This window comes from Devosia sp., assembly GCF_035944845.1.
GTDB lineage: Bacteria > Pseudomonadota > Alphaproteobacteria > Rhizobiales > Devosiaceae > Devosia_A.
In genome coordinates this window covers 21946-36809 of the sequence record NZ_DASZAW010000108.1, presented here as the reverse complement: position 1 = coordinate 36809, position 14864 = coordinate 21946, and the positions used below count along the sequence as shown (strand labels likewise).

General features: G+C 65.6%; 17 protein-coding genes. 7 read left to right on the top strand and 10 right to left on the bottom strand.

What is annotated here, in order from left to right:
- Positions 1-1445 (top strand): sodium/proton-translocating pyrophosphatase (locus VGV07_RS21145; protein WP_326870716.1); only part of this gene is annotated, 1445 nt, incomplete at its 5' end.
- Positions 1446-1524: 79 nt separating this feature from the next.
- Here VGV07_RS21145 and VGV07_RS21140 read toward each other — a convergent pair.
- From VGV07_RS21140 to VGV07_RS21130, 3 genes are all read right to left on the bottom strand, one after another.
- The gene (locus tag VGV07_RS21140) at positions 1525-1911 is read right to left on the bottom strand and encodes a YciI family protein (RefSeq protein ID WP_326870715.1); all 387 of its coding nucleotides are present in this window, start codon (positions 1909-1911) and stop codon (positions 1525-1527) included.
- 202 nt (positions 1912-2113) lie between these two features.
- Positions 2114-2941, bottom strand: coding sequence for a polysaccharide deacetylase family protein (locus VGV07_RS21135; RefSeq protein WP_326870714.1), 828 nt, complete (start codon positions 2939-2941; stop codon positions 2114-2116).
- Positions 2942-3010: 69 nt separating this feature from the next.
- Positions 3011-3904 (bottom strand): DUF3445 domain-containing protein, encoded by an 894-nt coding sequence (locus VGV07_RS21130; RefSeq protein ID WP_326870713.1) that lies wholly within the window; start codon positions 3902-3904, stop codon positions 3011-3013.
- Positions 3905-3982: 78 nt separating this feature from the next.
- On the opposite strand from VGV07_RS21130, the gene VGV07_RS21125 reads away from it, so the two are divergent.
- Positions 3983-4633 (top strand): NAD(P)-binding oxidoreductase, encoded by a 651-nt coding sequence (locus VGV07_RS21125; RefSeq protein ID WP_326870712.1) that lies wholly within the window; start codon positions 3983-3985, stop codon positions 4631-4633.
- Positions 4633-5373: an aminoglycoside phosphotransferase family protein gene (locus tag VGV07_RS21120; protein ID WP_326870711.1), complete on the top strand. Its 741-nt coding sequence runs from the start codon at positions 4633-4635 to the stop codon at positions 5371-5373. Before VGV07_RS21125 ends, VGV07_RS21120 begins: the two co-directional genes overlap by 1 nt.
- A gap of 220 nt (positions 5374-5593) precedes the next feature.
- Here VGV07_RS21120 and VGV07_RS21115 read toward each other — a convergent pair whose 3' ends face one another.
- On the bottom strand, positions 5594-6559 hold the full coding sequence (locus VGV07_RS21115) for an NAD(P)-dependent alcohol dehydrogenase (protein WP_326870710.1): 966 nt from the start codon (positions 6557-6559) through the stop codon (positions 5594-5596).
- Between the two features lie 99 nt (positions 6560-6658).
- Between VGV07_RS21115 and dinB the strand changes: the two genes are divergently transcribed.
- A complete protein-coding gene (gene dinB / locus VGV07_RS21110; protein WP_326870709.1) occupies positions 6659-7906 on the top strand; it encodes a DNA polymerase IV in 1248 nt (415 codons plus the stop codon).
- A 171-nt stretch (positions 7907-8077) separates the two neighbouring features.
- On the opposite strand, the gene VGV07_RS21105 is transcribed toward dinB, so the two are convergent.
- Positions 8078-8644, bottom strand: coding sequence for a dihydrofolate reductase family protein (locus VGV07_RS21105; RefSeq protein WP_326870708.1), 567 nt, complete (start codon positions 8642-8644; stop codon positions 8078-8080).
- Between the two features lie 143 nt (positions 8645-8787).
- Here VGV07_RS21105 and VGV07_RS21100 point away from each other — a divergent pair, with 143 nt between their 5' ends.
- Complete coding sequence (locus VGV07_RS21100) at positions 8788-8910, top strand: hypothetical protein (protein WP_326870707.1); 123 nt, start codon at positions 8788-8790, stop codon at positions 8908-8910.
- 64 nt (positions 8911-8974) lie between these two features.
- Here VGV07_RS21100 and VGV07_RS21095 read toward each other — a convergent pair whose 3' ends face one another.
- Positions 8975-9274 carry a GIY-YIG nuclease family protein gene (locus VGV07_RS21095; RefSeq protein ID WP_326870706.1) on the bottom strand — a complete coding sequence of 100 codons (300 nt, stop codon included), beginning with the start codon at positions 9272-9274 and terminating at the stop codon, positions 8975-8977.
- A 573-nt stretch (positions 9275-9847) separates the two neighbouring features.
- On the opposite strand from VGV07_RS21095, the gene VGV07_RS21090 reads away from it, so the two are divergent.
- Together VGV07_RS21090 and VGV07_RS21085 are read left to right on the top strand one after the other, a co-directional pair.
- Positions 9848-11335, top strand: coding sequence for an MDR family MFS transporter (locus tag VGV07_RS21090; protein ID WP_326870704.1), 1488 nt, complete (start codon positions 9848-9850; stop codon positions 11333-11335).
- A gap of 195 nt (positions 11336-11530) precedes the next feature.
- Positions 11531-12364: an SMP-30/gluconolactonase/LRE family protein gene (locus VGV07_RS21085; RefSeq protein ID WP_326870703.1), complete on the top strand. Its 834-nt coding sequence runs from the start codon at positions 11531-11533 to the stop codon at positions 12362-12364.
- A 152-nt stretch (positions 12365-12516) separates the two neighbouring features.
- Here the strand turns inward: VGV07_RS21085 and VGV07_RS21080 are convergent, their stop codons facing one another.
- From VGV07_RS21080 to ppa, 4 genes are all read right to left on the bottom strand, one after another.
- Positions 12517-13122 (bottom strand): chloramphenicol phosphotransferase CPT family protein, encoded by a 606-nt coding sequence (locus VGV07_RS21080; protein ID WP_326870702.1) that lies wholly within the window; start codon positions 13120-13122, stop codon positions 12517-12519.
- A 152-nt stretch (positions 13123-13274) separates the two neighbouring features.
- A complete protein-coding gene (locus tag VGV07_RS21075; RefSeq protein ID WP_326870701.1) occupies positions 13275-13466 on the bottom strand; it encodes a hypothetical protein in 192 nt (63 codons plus the stop codon).
- Between the two features lie 77 nt (positions 13467-13543).
- Positions 13544-14245, bottom strand: coding sequence for a serine hydrolase (locus VGV07_RS21070; protein ID WP_326870700.1), 702 nt, complete (start codon positions 14243-14245; stop codon positions 13544-13546).
- Between the two features lie 80 nt (positions 14246-14325).
- Positions 14326-14859 carry an inorganic diphosphatase gene (gene ppa, locus VGV07_RS21065; protein WP_326870699.1) on the bottom strand — a complete coding sequence of 178 codons (534 nt, stop codon included), beginning with the start codon at positions 14857-14859 and terminating at the stop codon, positions 14326-14328.
- Positions 14860-14864 lie beyond the last annotated feature (5 nt).

The window sequence follows — 14864 nt, the reverse complement described above, 5'->3', positions numbered from 1 at the left end:
TGACCGCGGTCGCCACCATGGTGCTGGCGGCGATCGTCCTCCCCGATGCGTTCAAGCTCGCCGGCATGGTGCTGCCGCTGGCCATCGGCGGCGCCTGCGTCGTCACCTCGATCATCGGCACCTATTTCGTCAAGCTCGGTGGCGACAACAACATCATGAACGCCCTCTACAAGGGCCTCATCGCTACCGGCGTGCTCTCGCTGATCGTGCTGCTGCCCACCCTGATGTGGGTGTTCGGCGGGCTCGACGTGCAGCTCGGCATCGAAGGCGGCAAGCAGTTCACGCCGTGGAACCTGTTCTGGTGCGGCGTTGCCGGCCTCGTCATCACCGGCCTGATCATCGTCATCACCGAGTACTACACCGGCACCAACAAGCGCCCGGTCAACTCGATCGCCGAAGCATCGGTGACCGGCCACGGCACCAACGTCATCCAGGGCCTCGCGGTCTCGCTGGAATCGACTGCGCTGCCGGCGCTGGTGATCATCATCGGCATCATCGTCACTTATAACCTCGCGGGCCTGTTCGGCATCGCCTTTGCCGTCACCACCATGCTGGCTCTCGCCGGCATGATCGTCGCCCTCGACGCCTTCGGTCCGGTGACCGACAATGCCGGCGGCATTGCCGAAATGGCCGGCCTCGACAAGGAAGTGCGCCACAACACCGACGCGCTCGACGCCGTCGGCAACACCACCAAGGCCGTGACCAAGGGTTATGCCATCGGTTCGGCCGGCCTCGGCGCCCTGGTGCTGTTCGCCGCCTATACGCAGGACCTGCAGTACTTCTCGGCCAATGCGACGGAAGGCTCGTTCTTCTATGGTCTGGGGCCGCTCACCTTCTCGCTCGCCGACCCCTATGTCGTCGTCGGCCTGCTGTTCGGTGGCCTGTTGCCGTTCCTGTTCGGCGGCATGTCGATGACTGCCGTGGGCCGCGCCGCCCAGTCGGTGGTGGTGGAAGTCCGCCGCCAGTTCAAGGAAAAGCCGGGCATCATGGCCGGCACCGAAAAGCCCGATTACGGCAGGGCCGTCGACATGCTGACCAAGGCGGCGATCAAGGAAATGATCGTCCCATCGCTGCTGCCGGTGCTGTCGCCGATCGTCGTGTTTGTCGCCATCTACTGGATCGCCGGCACCGCCGCCGCCTTCTCGGCGCTCGGCGCCATGCTGATGGGCGTCATCGTCACCGGCCTCTTCGTCGCCATCTCGATGACCGCCGGCGGCGGCGCCTGGGACAACGCCAAGAAGAGCTTCGAAGACGGCTTCACCGACAGCCACGGCGTCAAGCACTACAAGGGCTCCGACGCCCACAAGGCCTCGGTCACCGGCGACACCGTCGGCGACCCCTATAAGGACACCGCCGGCCCGGCGGTGAACCCGATGATCAAGATCACCAACATCGTGGCCCTGCTGCTGCTGGCGGTGCTGGCGCATATGGCGGGCGGGGCGTAAGCGCCGCTCAGGCCATAAATATGCAGATAGCAAAAGGCCCGGGAGCGATCCCGGGCCTCAATCCTTTAGCCGGCCTAGCCTACGCCACTTCCGGCCGTCCCCGCCCCGTCACGCTATCCACTTGCTCCAGCGCCGGCCTTACCTCGATGCTGGCGACCCGCATGATCGGGCTGGTCTTGGCGACCGCAATGGCCTCGTCGATATTGTTTGCCTCGACCACGAAGAAGCCACCCAGGTGCTCCTTGGCCTCGGCGAACGGCCCATCGGTGCTGGAGAATTTTCCAGCGCGCTGCCGCACCGTCACGGCGGTCTGCGGCGCCTCGAGCGGTTGCGCCAGGATCAGCTTGCCGCTGTCGCGCAAGCCCCAGTCGAAGGCGATCGAGTCATCGGCGAGCTGCCGCCCTTCGGCCTCGCTGAGCGCGCCGACGGCGACGCTGTCGATGTAGACTAGGCACACGAACTTCATGCGAACCTCCTGTTTGATGGAGATTGGTCGAACTGTCGGGCGGGGATTCGACATCTTCGAGAGGCGCCGGCACAACGGCTCTTGCGTCCCCTCTCCCTTGGGGGAGAGGGTCAGGGTGAGGGGGCCTTGCCGCAAACACCGAGCACGTGGAAGGCCCCCTCACCCGACGCTTCGCGTCGACCTCTCCCCCAAGGGAGAGGTGTCACCGCGCCCGCATCTGCTCGCGGAACCCGCGCATCCCCACCAGCTCCAGCCCGAGTTCGGCATACATCTCTTCCACCGCGCCGGAGCGGAACAGCTCGTATTCGGCGAGCCGCAGCGGGGCGTCATCGGAGATCATCGCGATGTCGCCCGGCTTGGTGAAGTGGAAGGCGCCCCAGGTGAGGCCTGGCTTCGACCAGTCGAGGATGCCGCGGTAATCAGCCGCCGTCGGGCTGAGATTGCCGAACGGCGTCGAGATGACGCCGGCGAAAGCCGGGTTGCCGCGGCTCTCGGCCCGCTCCCGGGCCCGATCCAGCGCGGCCGAGGGCTCCACCCAGGCATCCTGCGGGCCGGGGAGGAAGATCGGCAGGCTGTAATCCGCCCCGAGCCGCTCGTAGAGCTCGACGAACTCCGGCAGCCACACCGTGCCCATATGCGCATCGAGATGCGTCACGTCGATGCCGGCCGCGAACGCCGCATCGATCTGCGCCCTCAGTTCAGCCTCCACCGCTGCGACGTCGGCGCCCTGCGTTTCCGCCACCCGACGCGGCATGAAGCCCTCGGCGTCGCACATGCCGTTATCGGCGGTGCCGGTCATCGGCCGCCAGCGAAAGCGGTCGAACTCTGAGGTCAGCGTCAGGTGCACGCCGATGTCGAGCTCGGGGTTGTCGCGCGCCAGTTGCGCCATGTGCGGAAACCACGGACACGGCACCATCACCGAGCCGCAGGTCACCACCCCCTGCTCGCAGAGCTCGAGGAACGCCATATTGGCACTCCAGCTCGCCCCCAGATCGTCGTGGTGCACCACCACCTGCCGCCCAGCCTGCATTGAATCGTCTCCCTCGTTCTCCGACAGCTGTCGGTCGTGTGTCACCGTAGAGTTCCGCCGGGCCGCAAGCTATGGGCCGAGCATTTCCCGCAGCCGGTGGATCAGCCGGCCGCGCTCCAGCGTCAGCCCTTTGTAGTCGAGCTGCTCAGGCGTCAGCGCTTCCAGCTGGTCGATGAGCGCTGTGGCGATCGACGCTACTTGCTGATGCTGCTCCAGCGCGGCGAGAGGATCGACATGGATCCTGATGGTGAACAGCATGTCGCCACTGAGCGGCAGCCGTCGCAGCGTCTGCCGCTCGACCCTGAGGTAGACACTCTGGGCCCGCTCTCCCGGCCCGAAGCGCAACGCCGAGGGATCGGCAGTTTCGGGGTGGTACAGCCGGTCATCGCCATAGAGCGACCAGTTCCAGCGAACCATTGGTATTTCGGGCCGCGCGTGATCGAACATGCGGGTCATGAGCTCGGCATTTCTCGTACCGGGGCCGAAGCCGGGCACCGGCCCATGCACATCATGCAACAGCCGCCCGAACTTGTCCCGAAGCGACCACGACGAGGGAAACGACAGCGATGCGGCGACCAGCCGCCACCCGGCGAGGTCCCGCCGCATCAGCACAAGGTCTTCCTGAACGAGCTGGGCTGCCAGCCGCAGCGGCTCGACCCCCGAATCGAACGTGACACACCGGTTGGCAGGCACGACTTCGATGCCGTTGGCTGAGCGGCGATATAGGCTCGGATGCCGTCCAATCAGGTGCTCTGAAAGGAGTGCCAGCACTTCCGCCTGGGCCGCTTCAGTCCCTGGCTCGGCCAGAAACGCTGCCCCTGGGTAGGTTGCCGCCACGCGGTCCTTCTCGGCGAGGTCGGCGGCAAGCCGCTCGTCCACGTCGATCCAGTCTCTGAGCTCGAGCGGACGTATTCCGATCTGGAACAGTTTCGCCGAGCCATCATATGGAGTGTGGAGCGTCATGGCCCGACTTTGGCGACAGGGCGCCATTGTCGCAAGCCGGGCTTTGTTGCACGCTCACGAAGACAAAGAGAAAACCAGATGCGCATCATCGTCATCGGCGGCAGTGGCCGCACCGGCATCCTGATCGTCGAAAAACTGGTGAAGGCCGGCCATGCCGTGGTCGCCACCATCCGCAACCCCAGGCACATGGCAGAGACGGTGAAACGCGGCGCCGAAACCATCGTGCTCGATCTCGAAAGGTCGCCGCTCAGCGATTGGACCACCACCATGAAAGGCGCCGACGCCGTGGTGTTTGCCGCCGGCTCGGCGGCCGGCGAAGGCAGCGCGCTCGATCGCATCGGCACGCGCCGCACCGTGCATGCCGCCGAAAATGCCGGTGTGAAGCGCTACCTCTCGATTTCCGCCATCGGCGCCAGCACCGGGCTCTCCACCCGCTCGATGGATGACGAAATGAAGGACTATTACAAGCAGAAGCGCGCCGCGGCGAAGTTCATCACCGGCTCCAGCCTCGCCTGGACCATCCTCGAGCCGGGCGAACTCACCGATGGCGGCGACACCGGCAAGGTGCGGCTGAGCCAGCAGGCGATCGACGAGGAGTCGATCTCGCGAGCCGACGTCGCGGCCGTTGCCGTAGCGCTGCTCGAAGAGCCGAAAGCGGCCGGCAAAGTTTTCCAGCTCACCCGCGGCAACCAGACCATCGCCGCTGCCCTCAAGGCGGCGCTCGGCTGATGGCGCCCCAGATCGGCCCGCTGCTCGGCTCCGGCAAGATGGCCGAAGCCTTCCATTACGGCGAGCATGTGCTGAAGCTCTATCGCCACCCCGCCAACCGCTCGGTGGCGTTCGGCGAAGCCGCCATCCTCGCCATTGTCGGCGAGCACGGCTTGCCGACCCCGGCGGTGCATGAAGCCGGCCCTTACGCCGGCCGCTGGGGCCTCGTCATGGACCGCGCCCCGGGCCAGCCGCTCGCCAGCCTCGCCGCCGCCGACCCGACACTGCTGCCCGCGGCGCTCGAGGCCATGGTAGGGCTGCACCTCGCCATCCACGCCCGCACCGAAGTTCGGCTCTCGCCGCTGAAACCGCGCCTCGCCGACCGCCTCGGCCGCGTCGACCTCGATGCCGCGCTGCGCGCCCGCCTGCTCGCTCGATTGGCAGACCTGCCCGAGGGTAACCGGCTCTGCCACGGCGATTTCCACCCCTTCAACATCATCGGCCCGCCCGGGGCGGCAATGATCGTCGATTGGCCCGACGCCACCTCCGGCCCGCCCGCCGCCGACGTCGCCCGCTCCTACCTCTTGATGCACCACGGCGCCGGCCCCGAGTTGGCCGACGCCTATCTCCGGGGCTATCTCGCCGCGAGTGAGTTGACCGAAGCCGAGGTTCGGGCCTGGCTGCCGATCATTGCGGCGGCGAGATTGGCGGAGAACGTACCGGAGGAGAACGAGCGGCTGCTGGCGCTGGCGCGGGGGTAGTCTCTAGGTAAGCGGCCGCCGCCCCTCTCCCCTGAGGGGAGAGGGTAGTGCAGCTGGGACCTTTAGGTCCGTAGCGGAACTAGGGTGAGGGGTTCAGCTTCTCAGTAAGCGCGTATGGTGCCGCTTCACCCCTCAACCGGCCTTCGGCCACCTTCTCCCCTGAGGGGAGAAGGTGCAGAGCCACCAGCGCCGGAAGAACTTCAAGGCTAGACCCCCGCTCTCACGGCACCAACACCAGCTTCCCCAGCGCCTGCCCCGCACCGATCCGGGCGAACGCCGCCGCCGTCTCCGCCAATGGATAAACCCGGTCGATCGCCGGCTTCACCTCGCCCGCCGCAATCAGCGCCCCCAGCTCCGCCAGCTGCCCGATATCCGGCCGGTGCAGCACCAGCCCCAGTTGCTGCCCATCCGGCTTCGACGTCATCGCCCCAATCGACGCCACCGCGAGGATAGTCGGCGTCGTGCCGCCCACCACTGCCAGCCGGCCGGCGCGCGTGAGCACCCGGCGATACTGTGCCAGTGGCCGTGCGGCCACCATGTCGAGGATCAGATCGTAGCGCGCGCTGCCGGCGGCGAAATCGGCGGCGCGATAGTCGACGACCTGGTCCGCCCCAAGCCGCTGCATAAGTTCCGCCTTCTCGGCGCTGTCGACCCCGGTCACCTTCGCGCCCGCCCGTTTCGCCAGCTGAATGGCGAACGTCCCGGCGCCACCGCCGGCGCCGTTGATCAGCACCTTGTCGCCGCGTCGCACTTCACCCTTCCAGCGCAAGCCCTGCCATGCGAGGAGCCCAGCCTGCGGCGTCGCCGCAGCCGCCTCGAAGCTCACGCCTTCGGGGATCATCGCCAGCGCCGCTTCCGGTGCGCAGACGAACTCGGCAAAGCCGCCCCAGTTGGCTCCACTCAGATCCCCGAACACCTTGTCGCCGACGGCAAGCCGGCCGACCCCGGCCCCCACTGCCTCGACGACGCCCGCGACATCCGCGCCGAGGATCGGGTGATACGGCTTCAGCAACCCACCCAGCCGCGCCAGGAACGGCTGGCCGCGCAGCAGGTCCCAATCCCAGGAGTTCAGGGAGGCGGCTTTCACCCGGATCAGCGCCTCGCCCATGCCCGGCCGAGGCTTCTCCACTTCGACGAGCCGCAGTTGCTCCACTCCGCCATACGCCGAATAGACCACCGCTCGCATCGCGCTCTCCCTCTCGACCTCACTCTCGGTTGCCAGCGTGCCGCTTGACAAGCTCTGCCAATGTTCTCTTTATGTTCTCATAAGCACGGAGAATCCCGGATGGAGCCCGCCGCCACCATCCTCCACGCCGATCTCGACGCCTTTTACGCCTCGGTCGAGCAGCTGTTGAACCCGGAACTGCGTGGCAAGCCGATCGCTGTCGGCGGCGGCGTGGTGCTGGCCGCCTCCTATGAGGCCAAGGCCTTCGGCGTGCATGGCGGCATGTCGGGCTGGGCAGCCAAGGAACTCTGCCCAGGGCTGATCTTCACCGGCGGGCATTTCGAGGAGTATCAGCGGCTCGGCGACGCGGCGATCGGCATTCTCGACGACTACACCCCGCTGGTCGAGCGCATCTCGATCGATGAGGCCTTTGCCGATGTCGCCGGCTGCGAGCACCTGTTCGGCAGTCCGGAAACCATCGCCCGCACGGTGCGCGCCCGGGTCCGGGCGGAGCTGGGCCTGCCCATCTCGGTCGGCGTGGCCCGCACCAAGCACCTCGCCAAGATCGCCTCGCAGGTGGCCAAGCCCGATGGCCTCGTTGTGGTCGATCCCTCGCGCGAGCTCGAGTTCCTGCACCCGCTGCCGGTCGGGCTGATGTGGGGCGTCGGCCCCGTGACCGAGGGCAAGCTCGAGGATGAGGGCATCCTGACCATCGGCCAGCTGGCCGAGCAGCGCACCGAATGGGTGCAGCGCATCCTCGGCCATGCTGCGGGTGAAAAGCTCAGCGCTCTGGCCTGGAACCGCGACCCGCGCGGCATCGTCACCAACCAGCGGGCCCGCTCCGCCGGGGCCCAGGCCGCGCTCGGCAGAAAGCCGTTCATCGAGCGCATCTATCGGCCGACCCTGCACCACCTCGCCGACCGCATCGCTTCGCGCCTCCGGGTAAAATCCTGGCACGGCCACACCATCACGGCGCGCGTCCGCTTCCGCGACCTGCGCGCCGTCACCCGCTCGATCACCATCAGTTCTCCGATCTCGGCCACCGTGACGCTGGCCGAGATCGCCGAGGATCTGGTGCGCGTGGTGCAGGCCGATCACCCCGACGAGCGCACCATCACGCTGCTCGCCATCTCGGTGGCCCAGCTCGAGCGCGATCCGCTGCTGCAGCTCGAACTGCCGCTCGGCCTCGCCGACGAAGCCCGCCGCCCCGGCGCCCGGCGCGGCGCCTCCCGCCTCGTCGCCGATCGGGCCATGGATGCAGTGCGCACCCGTTTCGGCCGCGAAGCCATCGGCTATGCCTCGGCAACGCTCGAACTCGAACGTTCCGTCCCCGACGCTTTCCGCGGGTTGGCCGAGAAGCCGCTGTAAGACGTTCTATCGTGGCCAGCACCCCTCACCCGTCTCTCGCTTCGCGCGATCCACTCTCTCCCCGACGGGGAGAGGAAAAGTGGTGGCCGCTGCGCTCTCCGGATTCTTCTCCCCGTCGGGGAGAAGGTGGCCCGAAGGGCCGGATGAGGGGTAAGCCACAATGGCTCAGGGTCAAACCCTGCGATAAATCAGCTTCATCACCCCGCTGTTGAACCGCTCGCTGTCGACCAGCTCGATATCGAAACGCCGTTCGAGATTGTCGAGCAGCCGCCGGCCCTTGCCGAGGACGATCGGGTGGATCAGCCAGTGATATTCATCGACGAGGCCGAGATTGGTCAGCTGCTGGACGATCGTGGCGCTGCCATAGGTGAGGATGTCGCCACCCGACCGTGCCTTGAATTCGTTGACCTTCTGCGCATCGAGCTCCCGCCACAGCTCTGAAGTCGGCCATTTCGCCGCCTGCAGATTGTGCGAGATCACCACCTTATGGAGCTTGTTGATGCGGTCGGCATAGGTCTTCTCCCAGGCCGCTACGGTCGGGTTGGTGGGCACGCTAGACCAGTACTGCGCGAAATCCTGGTAGGTGCCCTTACCCAGCAGCAGGCTGCTGGCGCTGTTGACCAGCCCGATCTCGTAACTCGACAGCTGGTCGTCGCCGCGAATCCAGTCCATCTCGCCCATCGGTCCGGCGATGAAGCCGTCGAGGCTGATCCAGTGTGTGCTGATGAGCTTGTTCACGTCTCGTCTCCTGTAATCAACGTGATTGTTAATTAACATATTCGTTGATTAATGAGCAAGGCCGGTCCTGTCAAGCCCGCCAGCCGTATTTCCGCCATCCGTGCCTGCGAGCCATTTGCACCAGGGGGTTTTGGGGGATTTCGTTGCACAAACTGCTGATCGCGCTGGTGCTGGTGCTGGCCTGCGCCGTGACGGCCACTTTGGCCTATGCCCCCTACCTGCCGCAGCTGGTCGCCGAGGGCGTGCCGCCGAATTTGGGCACCTGAATCTACCCCACCCACGGTGTCACCCCGGCGAAGGCCGGGGCCCATCCTGAGGTGCTGCAGGAGGTCACCGCTCGCCGGTCACCTCCGGGTAGAGATCGCGCCAATCCGGATTTCGCGCCTCGATGAGCCGGATCTTCCACGCGCGATGCCATTCCTTCAGCCGCTTCTCGCGCCGGATGGCGGCCTCGGCGTCCTCGTGCACTTCGTACCAGACCAGCCGCTTGACGCCGTAGCGTTTGGTGAAGCCTTCGAACCAATTGTTCTTATGCTGCCAGATGCGCACCTCGGGATCGCCGCTGACGCCAACGTAGAGCGTCCCGTTCTTACGGCTCGCCATGATGTAGACGATGAAGACCTTGTCCATTGCCGCACTCAAGCATGCCTTGCGTTAGTCGTCAGCAGTGGAGGGTTGCCTTGTGCCTTTGCCCACCTCGACATCTCAGGATGGGCCCCGGCCTTCGCCGGGGTGACACCGTGGGTGGGGACGGTCAGTGTCCCCTGGGACGCGCCGCAACGCCCGAAACAAAAAGGGCCGGAGCGATGCTCCAGCCCTTCAAAATTGTCCGGCCCGCGCCCATGTAGCGCAACGCCTCAGTTTCTACATATGGGGCACAAGGGGCTTGCTTCAAGCCCCCCACCTTGCGTTACCACCACCGCCGTGCGTGCTGACGACCTGGTCCCTCGTCGCGCCCCGACATTGACTTTCGCCTCATCAACGCTTAATCCGCCGCTTAACTATTTTTGCGGCGCACGCTGTCGATTTCGCCACTGGTTGCTCGTCGTACTGGTGAAGCCAAGGAGATTTCCCGATGACCCCGCCGGTAATTGCCGCCCCCACGCAAGGGCGCTATGCGCCCTGCGGGCTGCCCCCCGCCAGCCCATCTGTGCCATTCAGCTACCCCGATTTTGAACCTTTACACCGCAAGGCAGGCCGCAAATGACCTCCGAAACGATGACCGATGTCCCCTCGACTGCTGCTGCCGCGCCGGTCGAGCCTTCCACCGCCGCCCGCAACCGGCTGGTGATCGCACTGCTGCTCGTCTCGACTTTCGTGGTGTTTCTCAACGAAACCATCATGAGCGTCGCGATCCAGCCGCTGATGACCGACCTGGGCGTCACCGCCAGCGCCGCGCAGTGGCTCACCACGGCGTTCCTGCTCACCATGGCCGTGGTGATTCCGATCACCGGCTTCCTGTTGCAGCGCATCAACACCCGGCCGATCTACATGCTCGCCATGGCGATCTTTTCGGCCGGCACGCTGATCTGCGCCATCTCGCCGGGCCTCGAGCTCCTGGTGTTCGGCCGCGTCATCCAGGCGGTCGGCACCGCCATCATGATGCCGCTGCTGATGACCACGGTGATGACGCTGGTGCCGCCCGAATCGCGCGGCAAGACCATGGGCAATATCTCGATCGTCATGTCGGTGGCCCCGGCCATCGGCCCGACCATCGGTGGTTTCATCCTCACCCATTTCGAGTGGCGCTTCATGTTCATCCTGGTGCTGCCGATCGCGCTCGCGGCGCTGGCGCTGGGTGCCTGGCGGATGAAGAATGTCTCGACCCCGCGCTCGACCCCGCTCGACCTGATCTCGGTCGTCCTGTCGGTGCTGGCCTTCGGCGGCATCGTCTATGGCCTCTCGAGCTTTGGTGAAGCCGCGTCGGCCGCCGGCGAACATGGCATGTCCCCGTGGATCCCGCTCGGCGTCGGCCTTGTCACCATGGTGCTGTTCGTCTGGCGCCAACTGAGCTTGCAGGATAAGGCGCTGCTCGACCTGCGCGCCTTCGGCATCACCAACTACACCCTGTCGGTGGTGATGATGGCGATCGCCATGATGTCGCTGTTCGGCGTCATCATCCTGTTGCCGCTGTTCCTGCAGAACGTCATCAAGCTCGATCCGCTGCAGATCGGCATGATGCTGCTGCCGGGCAGCCTGATGATGGGCCTGCTCGGCCCGGTGGTCGGCCGGCTCTATGACAAGTGGGGCGCGACGCGCCTCCTGGTGCCGGGCTCGATCATCGTCAGCGCCGTGCTCTGGGGCCTCACCCTGGTCGATCAGTCGACCTCGATCTGGGTGATCCTCGCCGGCCATATCGCGCTCTGCATCGGCCTCGCCATCATGTTCACGCCGCTGTTCACCGCCTCCCTGAGTTCGCTGCCGATGCAGCTCTACTCGCATGGCTCGGCCATTCTCGGCTCGGTGCAGCAGGTGGCGGGTGCGGCCGGCGTGGCTCTGTTCATCGCGCTGATGACCATCCAGTCGACGGCGCTGACCGCCGCCGGCACCGAGCCGGTGACGGCGCTCGCCGCCGGCATCCGCACCGGGTTCATGACCGGCGCCATCATCTCGCTGTTCGCCATCGTCGCGGCCTTCTTCGTCAAGAAGCCGCCGGCGAACCCCGAAATGGCCGGCATGGGTGGGCATTAGGAGCGTGATCAGGAAAAGTTGCAGACTTTTCCGGTTCGATCTCGCGACCACAAGAAGGTTCCACCTAGTGCTTCACGTGAATCAATGAACGATCGGGCGCCGGAGACCTCTCCGGCGCCCGGTTTCTTTTCGGCGCCTGTCGAAATGCCCGCACCTCGCCCGACATTGTCTTGAGAGAGATGAGGGAGTTCAGCGATGACCGAGATCACGCAACTGATGGATGGAATCCTGCTCGGGGAATGCCCGCGCTGGCATGATAACAAGCTGTGGTTCGCCGACTGGGTCGGCCAGAAACTCTATACTATCGACCAGTCCGGCCGCTCTGCCATCGAGGCGGAGATCGCCTCCCTGCCCTTCTCGTTCGACTGGCTGCCCGATGGCCGCATGCTCCTGGTGCATGCGGCCGACAACGACTTGAAGCTGCGCCAACCCGACGGCAGTTTTGCCCGCTTCGCCGACCTGTCGGGATTGTCGGAACGGGGCTGCAACGAGATCACCGTGCACCCCAAGGGCCATATCTATGTCAACAATGTCGACTTCGACTTCCCCGGCGGCGAGTTCCGCCCCGGCTTCATCGCCCTGGTGGCGCCCGACGGCACCAGCCGCAAGGTCGCCGAAGGCCTCGCCTTCCCCAACGGCATGGCGATCCTCGCCGACGGCAAGACCCTGGTCTGCGCCGAATCGTTCAACGGCAACCTCACCGCCTTCGACATCGCCGAGGACGGGAGCCTCTCCAATCGTCGGCTCTGGGGCAATGTCGGTGAATACGGCAATGACGGCATCTGCGCCGATGCCGAAGGCGCCATCTGGACCTCCACCGGCCCCACGGTGCTGCGCATCCGCGATGGCGGCGAGATCGTCGAAAAGTTCGAGCTCGACCGCATGTGCTTTGCCGTGATGCTCGGCGGCCCCGATGGCCGAACCCTCTACATGGTCGCCAACGAGTGGACCGGCAGCGTCGATGTCAGCAAACCGACCGGCCGGGTGTTCGGCACCAGGGTCGCGGTGCCGCACGCGGGGTATCCGTAGGGGCTCTGGGCCGCCAACGCCGGTGGCTGTGGACCCCCACCCTTGATCCCTCCCCGCAAGGGGGAGGGAGACGCAAACTGAGATGCTTGTTTGAGGGTCTCCCTCCCCCTTGCGGGGAGGGGACAGGGGTGGGGGTCAGCCCGCGCCGGCGTCTAGAGTGCCCCGAGCCGCTCGAACGCACTTAGCCGCGGCGGCGAGGCCAGTACTGCCGCAATCGCCGCAACACACTGCTCCGGCGTCAGCACCGAGCTGTCGACCTCGAGGTCATAGATCCCCGGCTGGTGTACCGCTTCCTGCCAGCGCCGCACCGGCTCGGGCACACCGGTGCCACCGACATAGAACCCACCCTGTGGGTCGGCATTGCGTCGCGCCATGATCACCTCGATCGGGCAGCGCACCCCGACGAACAATACCGGCAAGCCGCCGAGCCGCCGCGCCGCGTCCGCGAGAGTTCCGAGCGGCTGCGAGTAGCTGTCGTGATGGCCGACATCGACCACCACGTCCTCCCCGGCGCGCGCCCGTTCAGCGATCTCGTCGTAAAGCTCGGCATAGAGCCGCACCACAGTCGGCTCGAGGTCCGGTCGCTCACCGCCCGGCCGGAGCCCAATGCCGGGTAGCTGCTCCTTGGGGAGGCTGGCGTTCATCTGGTCGACGCCGAGGTTAACCCATCGCCCCGGCAGTTGAGCCATCACCGCCCGCGCGATCGAGGATTTCCCGGCCCGCGGCGCCCCGTTGAGGATGACGATCTGTCCGCTCATTGCTGCCCCTCATGCCGCCAGAAAGAGAAAGGCGCTCAACCCGTTAGGGGAGCGCCTTTCATTGGCTGGGACCAGGTCGCCGGGAGGGACAGCGCCCCGATCCAACCGTTGACCGATATATGTGAACCCGGTTTCACCGTTTCAAGGGGTGCCTATCGCATCCGGCCCCGCAAGTTGAACCACCACAACACCACGAGGCCGATGGCCACCACGATGAGCCCGATATAGAGCCACTGCGACTGCCCCGACATGGCGCTGCCGGCCAGCATGTTGGCGCCCTGCAAGGTCCAGAGCCCACCCAGCAGCACCAGCACCACGCCGATGATCGTCCCGAAAATCCGCATCGTCATCCTCCACCCGACCTGGGGAGACTGGGCCCGGCAGCTCCGGCCGGCAAGCCGATGCCGCCGAAATGATGGGACTACTCGATCCGCTGCCCGGGCTGGCTGGTCCCGCCCTGGTGCAGTTTCAGGCTCTTCGCCTTGCCGTCGGCGCCGAGTCCAAAGCTCAGTTGCGCGTCCACCGCCCTGTAGAAGAACGTCGTTTCGTTCTCGGCGAACACCGGGAGCTTCTGCTGCCCCGTCGCCTGTACGAACAGCGCACCGCCCTCACGCGTCACCTCCAGCACGAAGGCCGGAGTCAGGGCATATTTGCCGACAAGACGGTCGAGCAGCGCCGGATCGATCTCGGCCGCCTGCCGAACTTTCGGCATCGGCGTCAGCGGCAGGCTCTCGGCAATGATATGAAAGCCGATATCCTCGATTCCCGCTGCACTCGCCATGTTGGAGAGCACCACCGCGCCCTTCACGATCGGCGCATCGAGGTCGATTTTGCCGGCCAGCACCTCCTGAGCGAGCAGCACATTGGTGAACAGCTTGGTGACCGAGCCGATCTCGAACACCGTGTGTTCGTCGATCTTTTTTGCATCGCCAAGTGCCGGATGACCATAACTGACGAAGCGGGGCACGCCGTTTTCGATCACCGCGACGGCGATGCCGACATTCTGCTCGGCGGTATCGATGCGCTCGACAAGGATCTGTTCGATCGCGGCATTGCTGGGGCTTTGCGCCACGGCAACAGTCGGCAGCAGGGCGGCGGCGAGTGCGGTCAGTACGGCTTTCATCCGGTCCTCCAAAGTGAGCCCCCGATATGGGACTCACAGTTGGAGAGACAAGCATTGCGTGAGGATTGCCTCAGTTGAGCTTATTGCTCGGCCTTGGCGCGCTCGATCGATTCGAGGATCACCTGGCGGGCATCGTCGACACCGCCGAGCTTTTCGATCTTGGCCCACTTGCCCGGCTCGAGATCCTTGTAATGGGTGAAGAAGTGCTTCACGCGCTCAAGCTGGATCGGTTGCATGTCGGTGATGTCGTTGATCCCGTCATACATCTTGGTGAGCTTACTGACCGGCACGGCGAGGATTTTTTCGTCCTTGCCGCCATCGTCTTCCATGAACAGGACGCCGAACGGCCGGCAGCGCACCACCGCACCCGGCACCAGCGGCCGCGAGTTCATCACGATGACGTCGAGCGGGTCGCCGTCGCCGCACAGGGTATGCGGCACGAAGCCGTAATTTCCCGGGTAGCGCATCGGCGTATAGAGGAAGCGGTCGACGAACAGTGCGCCCGAGGCCTTGTCGATCTCGTACTTGATCGGCTCGCCGCCCAGCGGCACCTCGATGATCACATTGAGGTCGTCGGGGGGGTTCTTGCCGATCGGGATCGCGTCGATATTCATTGGGG

What these genes read in the sequence shown, in the direction of transcription:
- dinB (WP_326870709.1), top strand. Translation starts at nt 6,659, where the DNA reads ATGGAGCCCGCCGCCACCATCCTCCACGCCGATCTCGACGCCTTTTAC.
- VGV07_RS21095 (WP_326870706.1), bottom strand. Translation starts at nt 9,274, where the DNA reads ATGGACAAGGTCTTCATCGTCTACATCATGGCGAGCCGTAAGAACGGG.
- VGV07_RS21085 (WP_326870703.1), top strand. Translation starts at nt 11,531, where the DNA reads ATGACCGAGATCACGCAACTGATGGATGGAATCCTGCTCGGGGAATGC.
- VGV07_RS21125 (WP_326870712.1), top strand. Translation starts at nt 3,983, where the DNA reads ATGCGCATCATCGTCATCGGCGGCAGTGGCCGCACCGGCATCCTGATC.
- VGV07_RS21080 (WP_326870702.1), bottom strand. Translation starts at nt 13,122, where the DNA reads ATGAGCGGACAGATCGTCATCCTCAACGGGGCGCCGCGGGCCGGGAAA.
- VGV07_RS21120 (WP_326870711.1), top strand. Translation starts at nt 4,633, where the DNA reads ATGGCGCCCCAGATCGGCCCGCTGCTCGGCTCCGGCAAGATGGCCGAA.
- VGV07_RS21140 (WP_326870715.1), bottom strand. Translation starts at nt 1,911, where the DNA reads ATGAAGTTCGTGTGCCTAGTCTACATCGACAGCGTCGCCGTCGGCGCG.
- VGV07_RS21090 (WP_326870704.1), top strand. Translation starts at nt 9,848, where the DNA reads ATGACCTCCGAAACGATGACCGATGTCCCCTCGACTGCTGCTGCCGCG.
- ppa (WP_326870699.1), bottom strand. Translation starts at nt 14,859, where the DNA reads ATGAATATCGACGCGATCCCGATCGGCAAGAACCCCCCCGACGACCTC.
- VGV07_RS21135 (WP_326870714.1), bottom strand. Translation starts at nt 2,941, where the DNA reads ATGCAGGCTGGGCGGCAGGTGGTGGTGCACCACGACGATCTGGGGGCG.
- VGV07_RS21070 (WP_326870700.1), bottom strand. Translation starts at nt 14,245, where the DNA reads ATGAAAGCCGTACTGACCGCACTCGCCGCCGCCCTGCTGCCGACTGTT.
- VGV07_RS21130 (WP_326870713.1), bottom strand. Translation starts at nt 3,904, where the DNA reads ATGACGCTCCACACTCCATATGATGGCTCGGCGAAACTGTTCCAGATC.
- VGV07_RS21115 (WP_326870710.1), bottom strand. Translation starts at nt 6,559, where the DNA reads ATGCGAGCGGTGGTCTATTCGGCGTATGGCGGAGTGGAGCAACTGCGG.
- VGV07_RS21075 (WP_326870701.1), bottom strand. Translation starts at nt 13,466, where the DNA reads ATGCGGATTTTCGGGACGATCATCGGCGTGGTGCTGGTGCTGCTGGGT.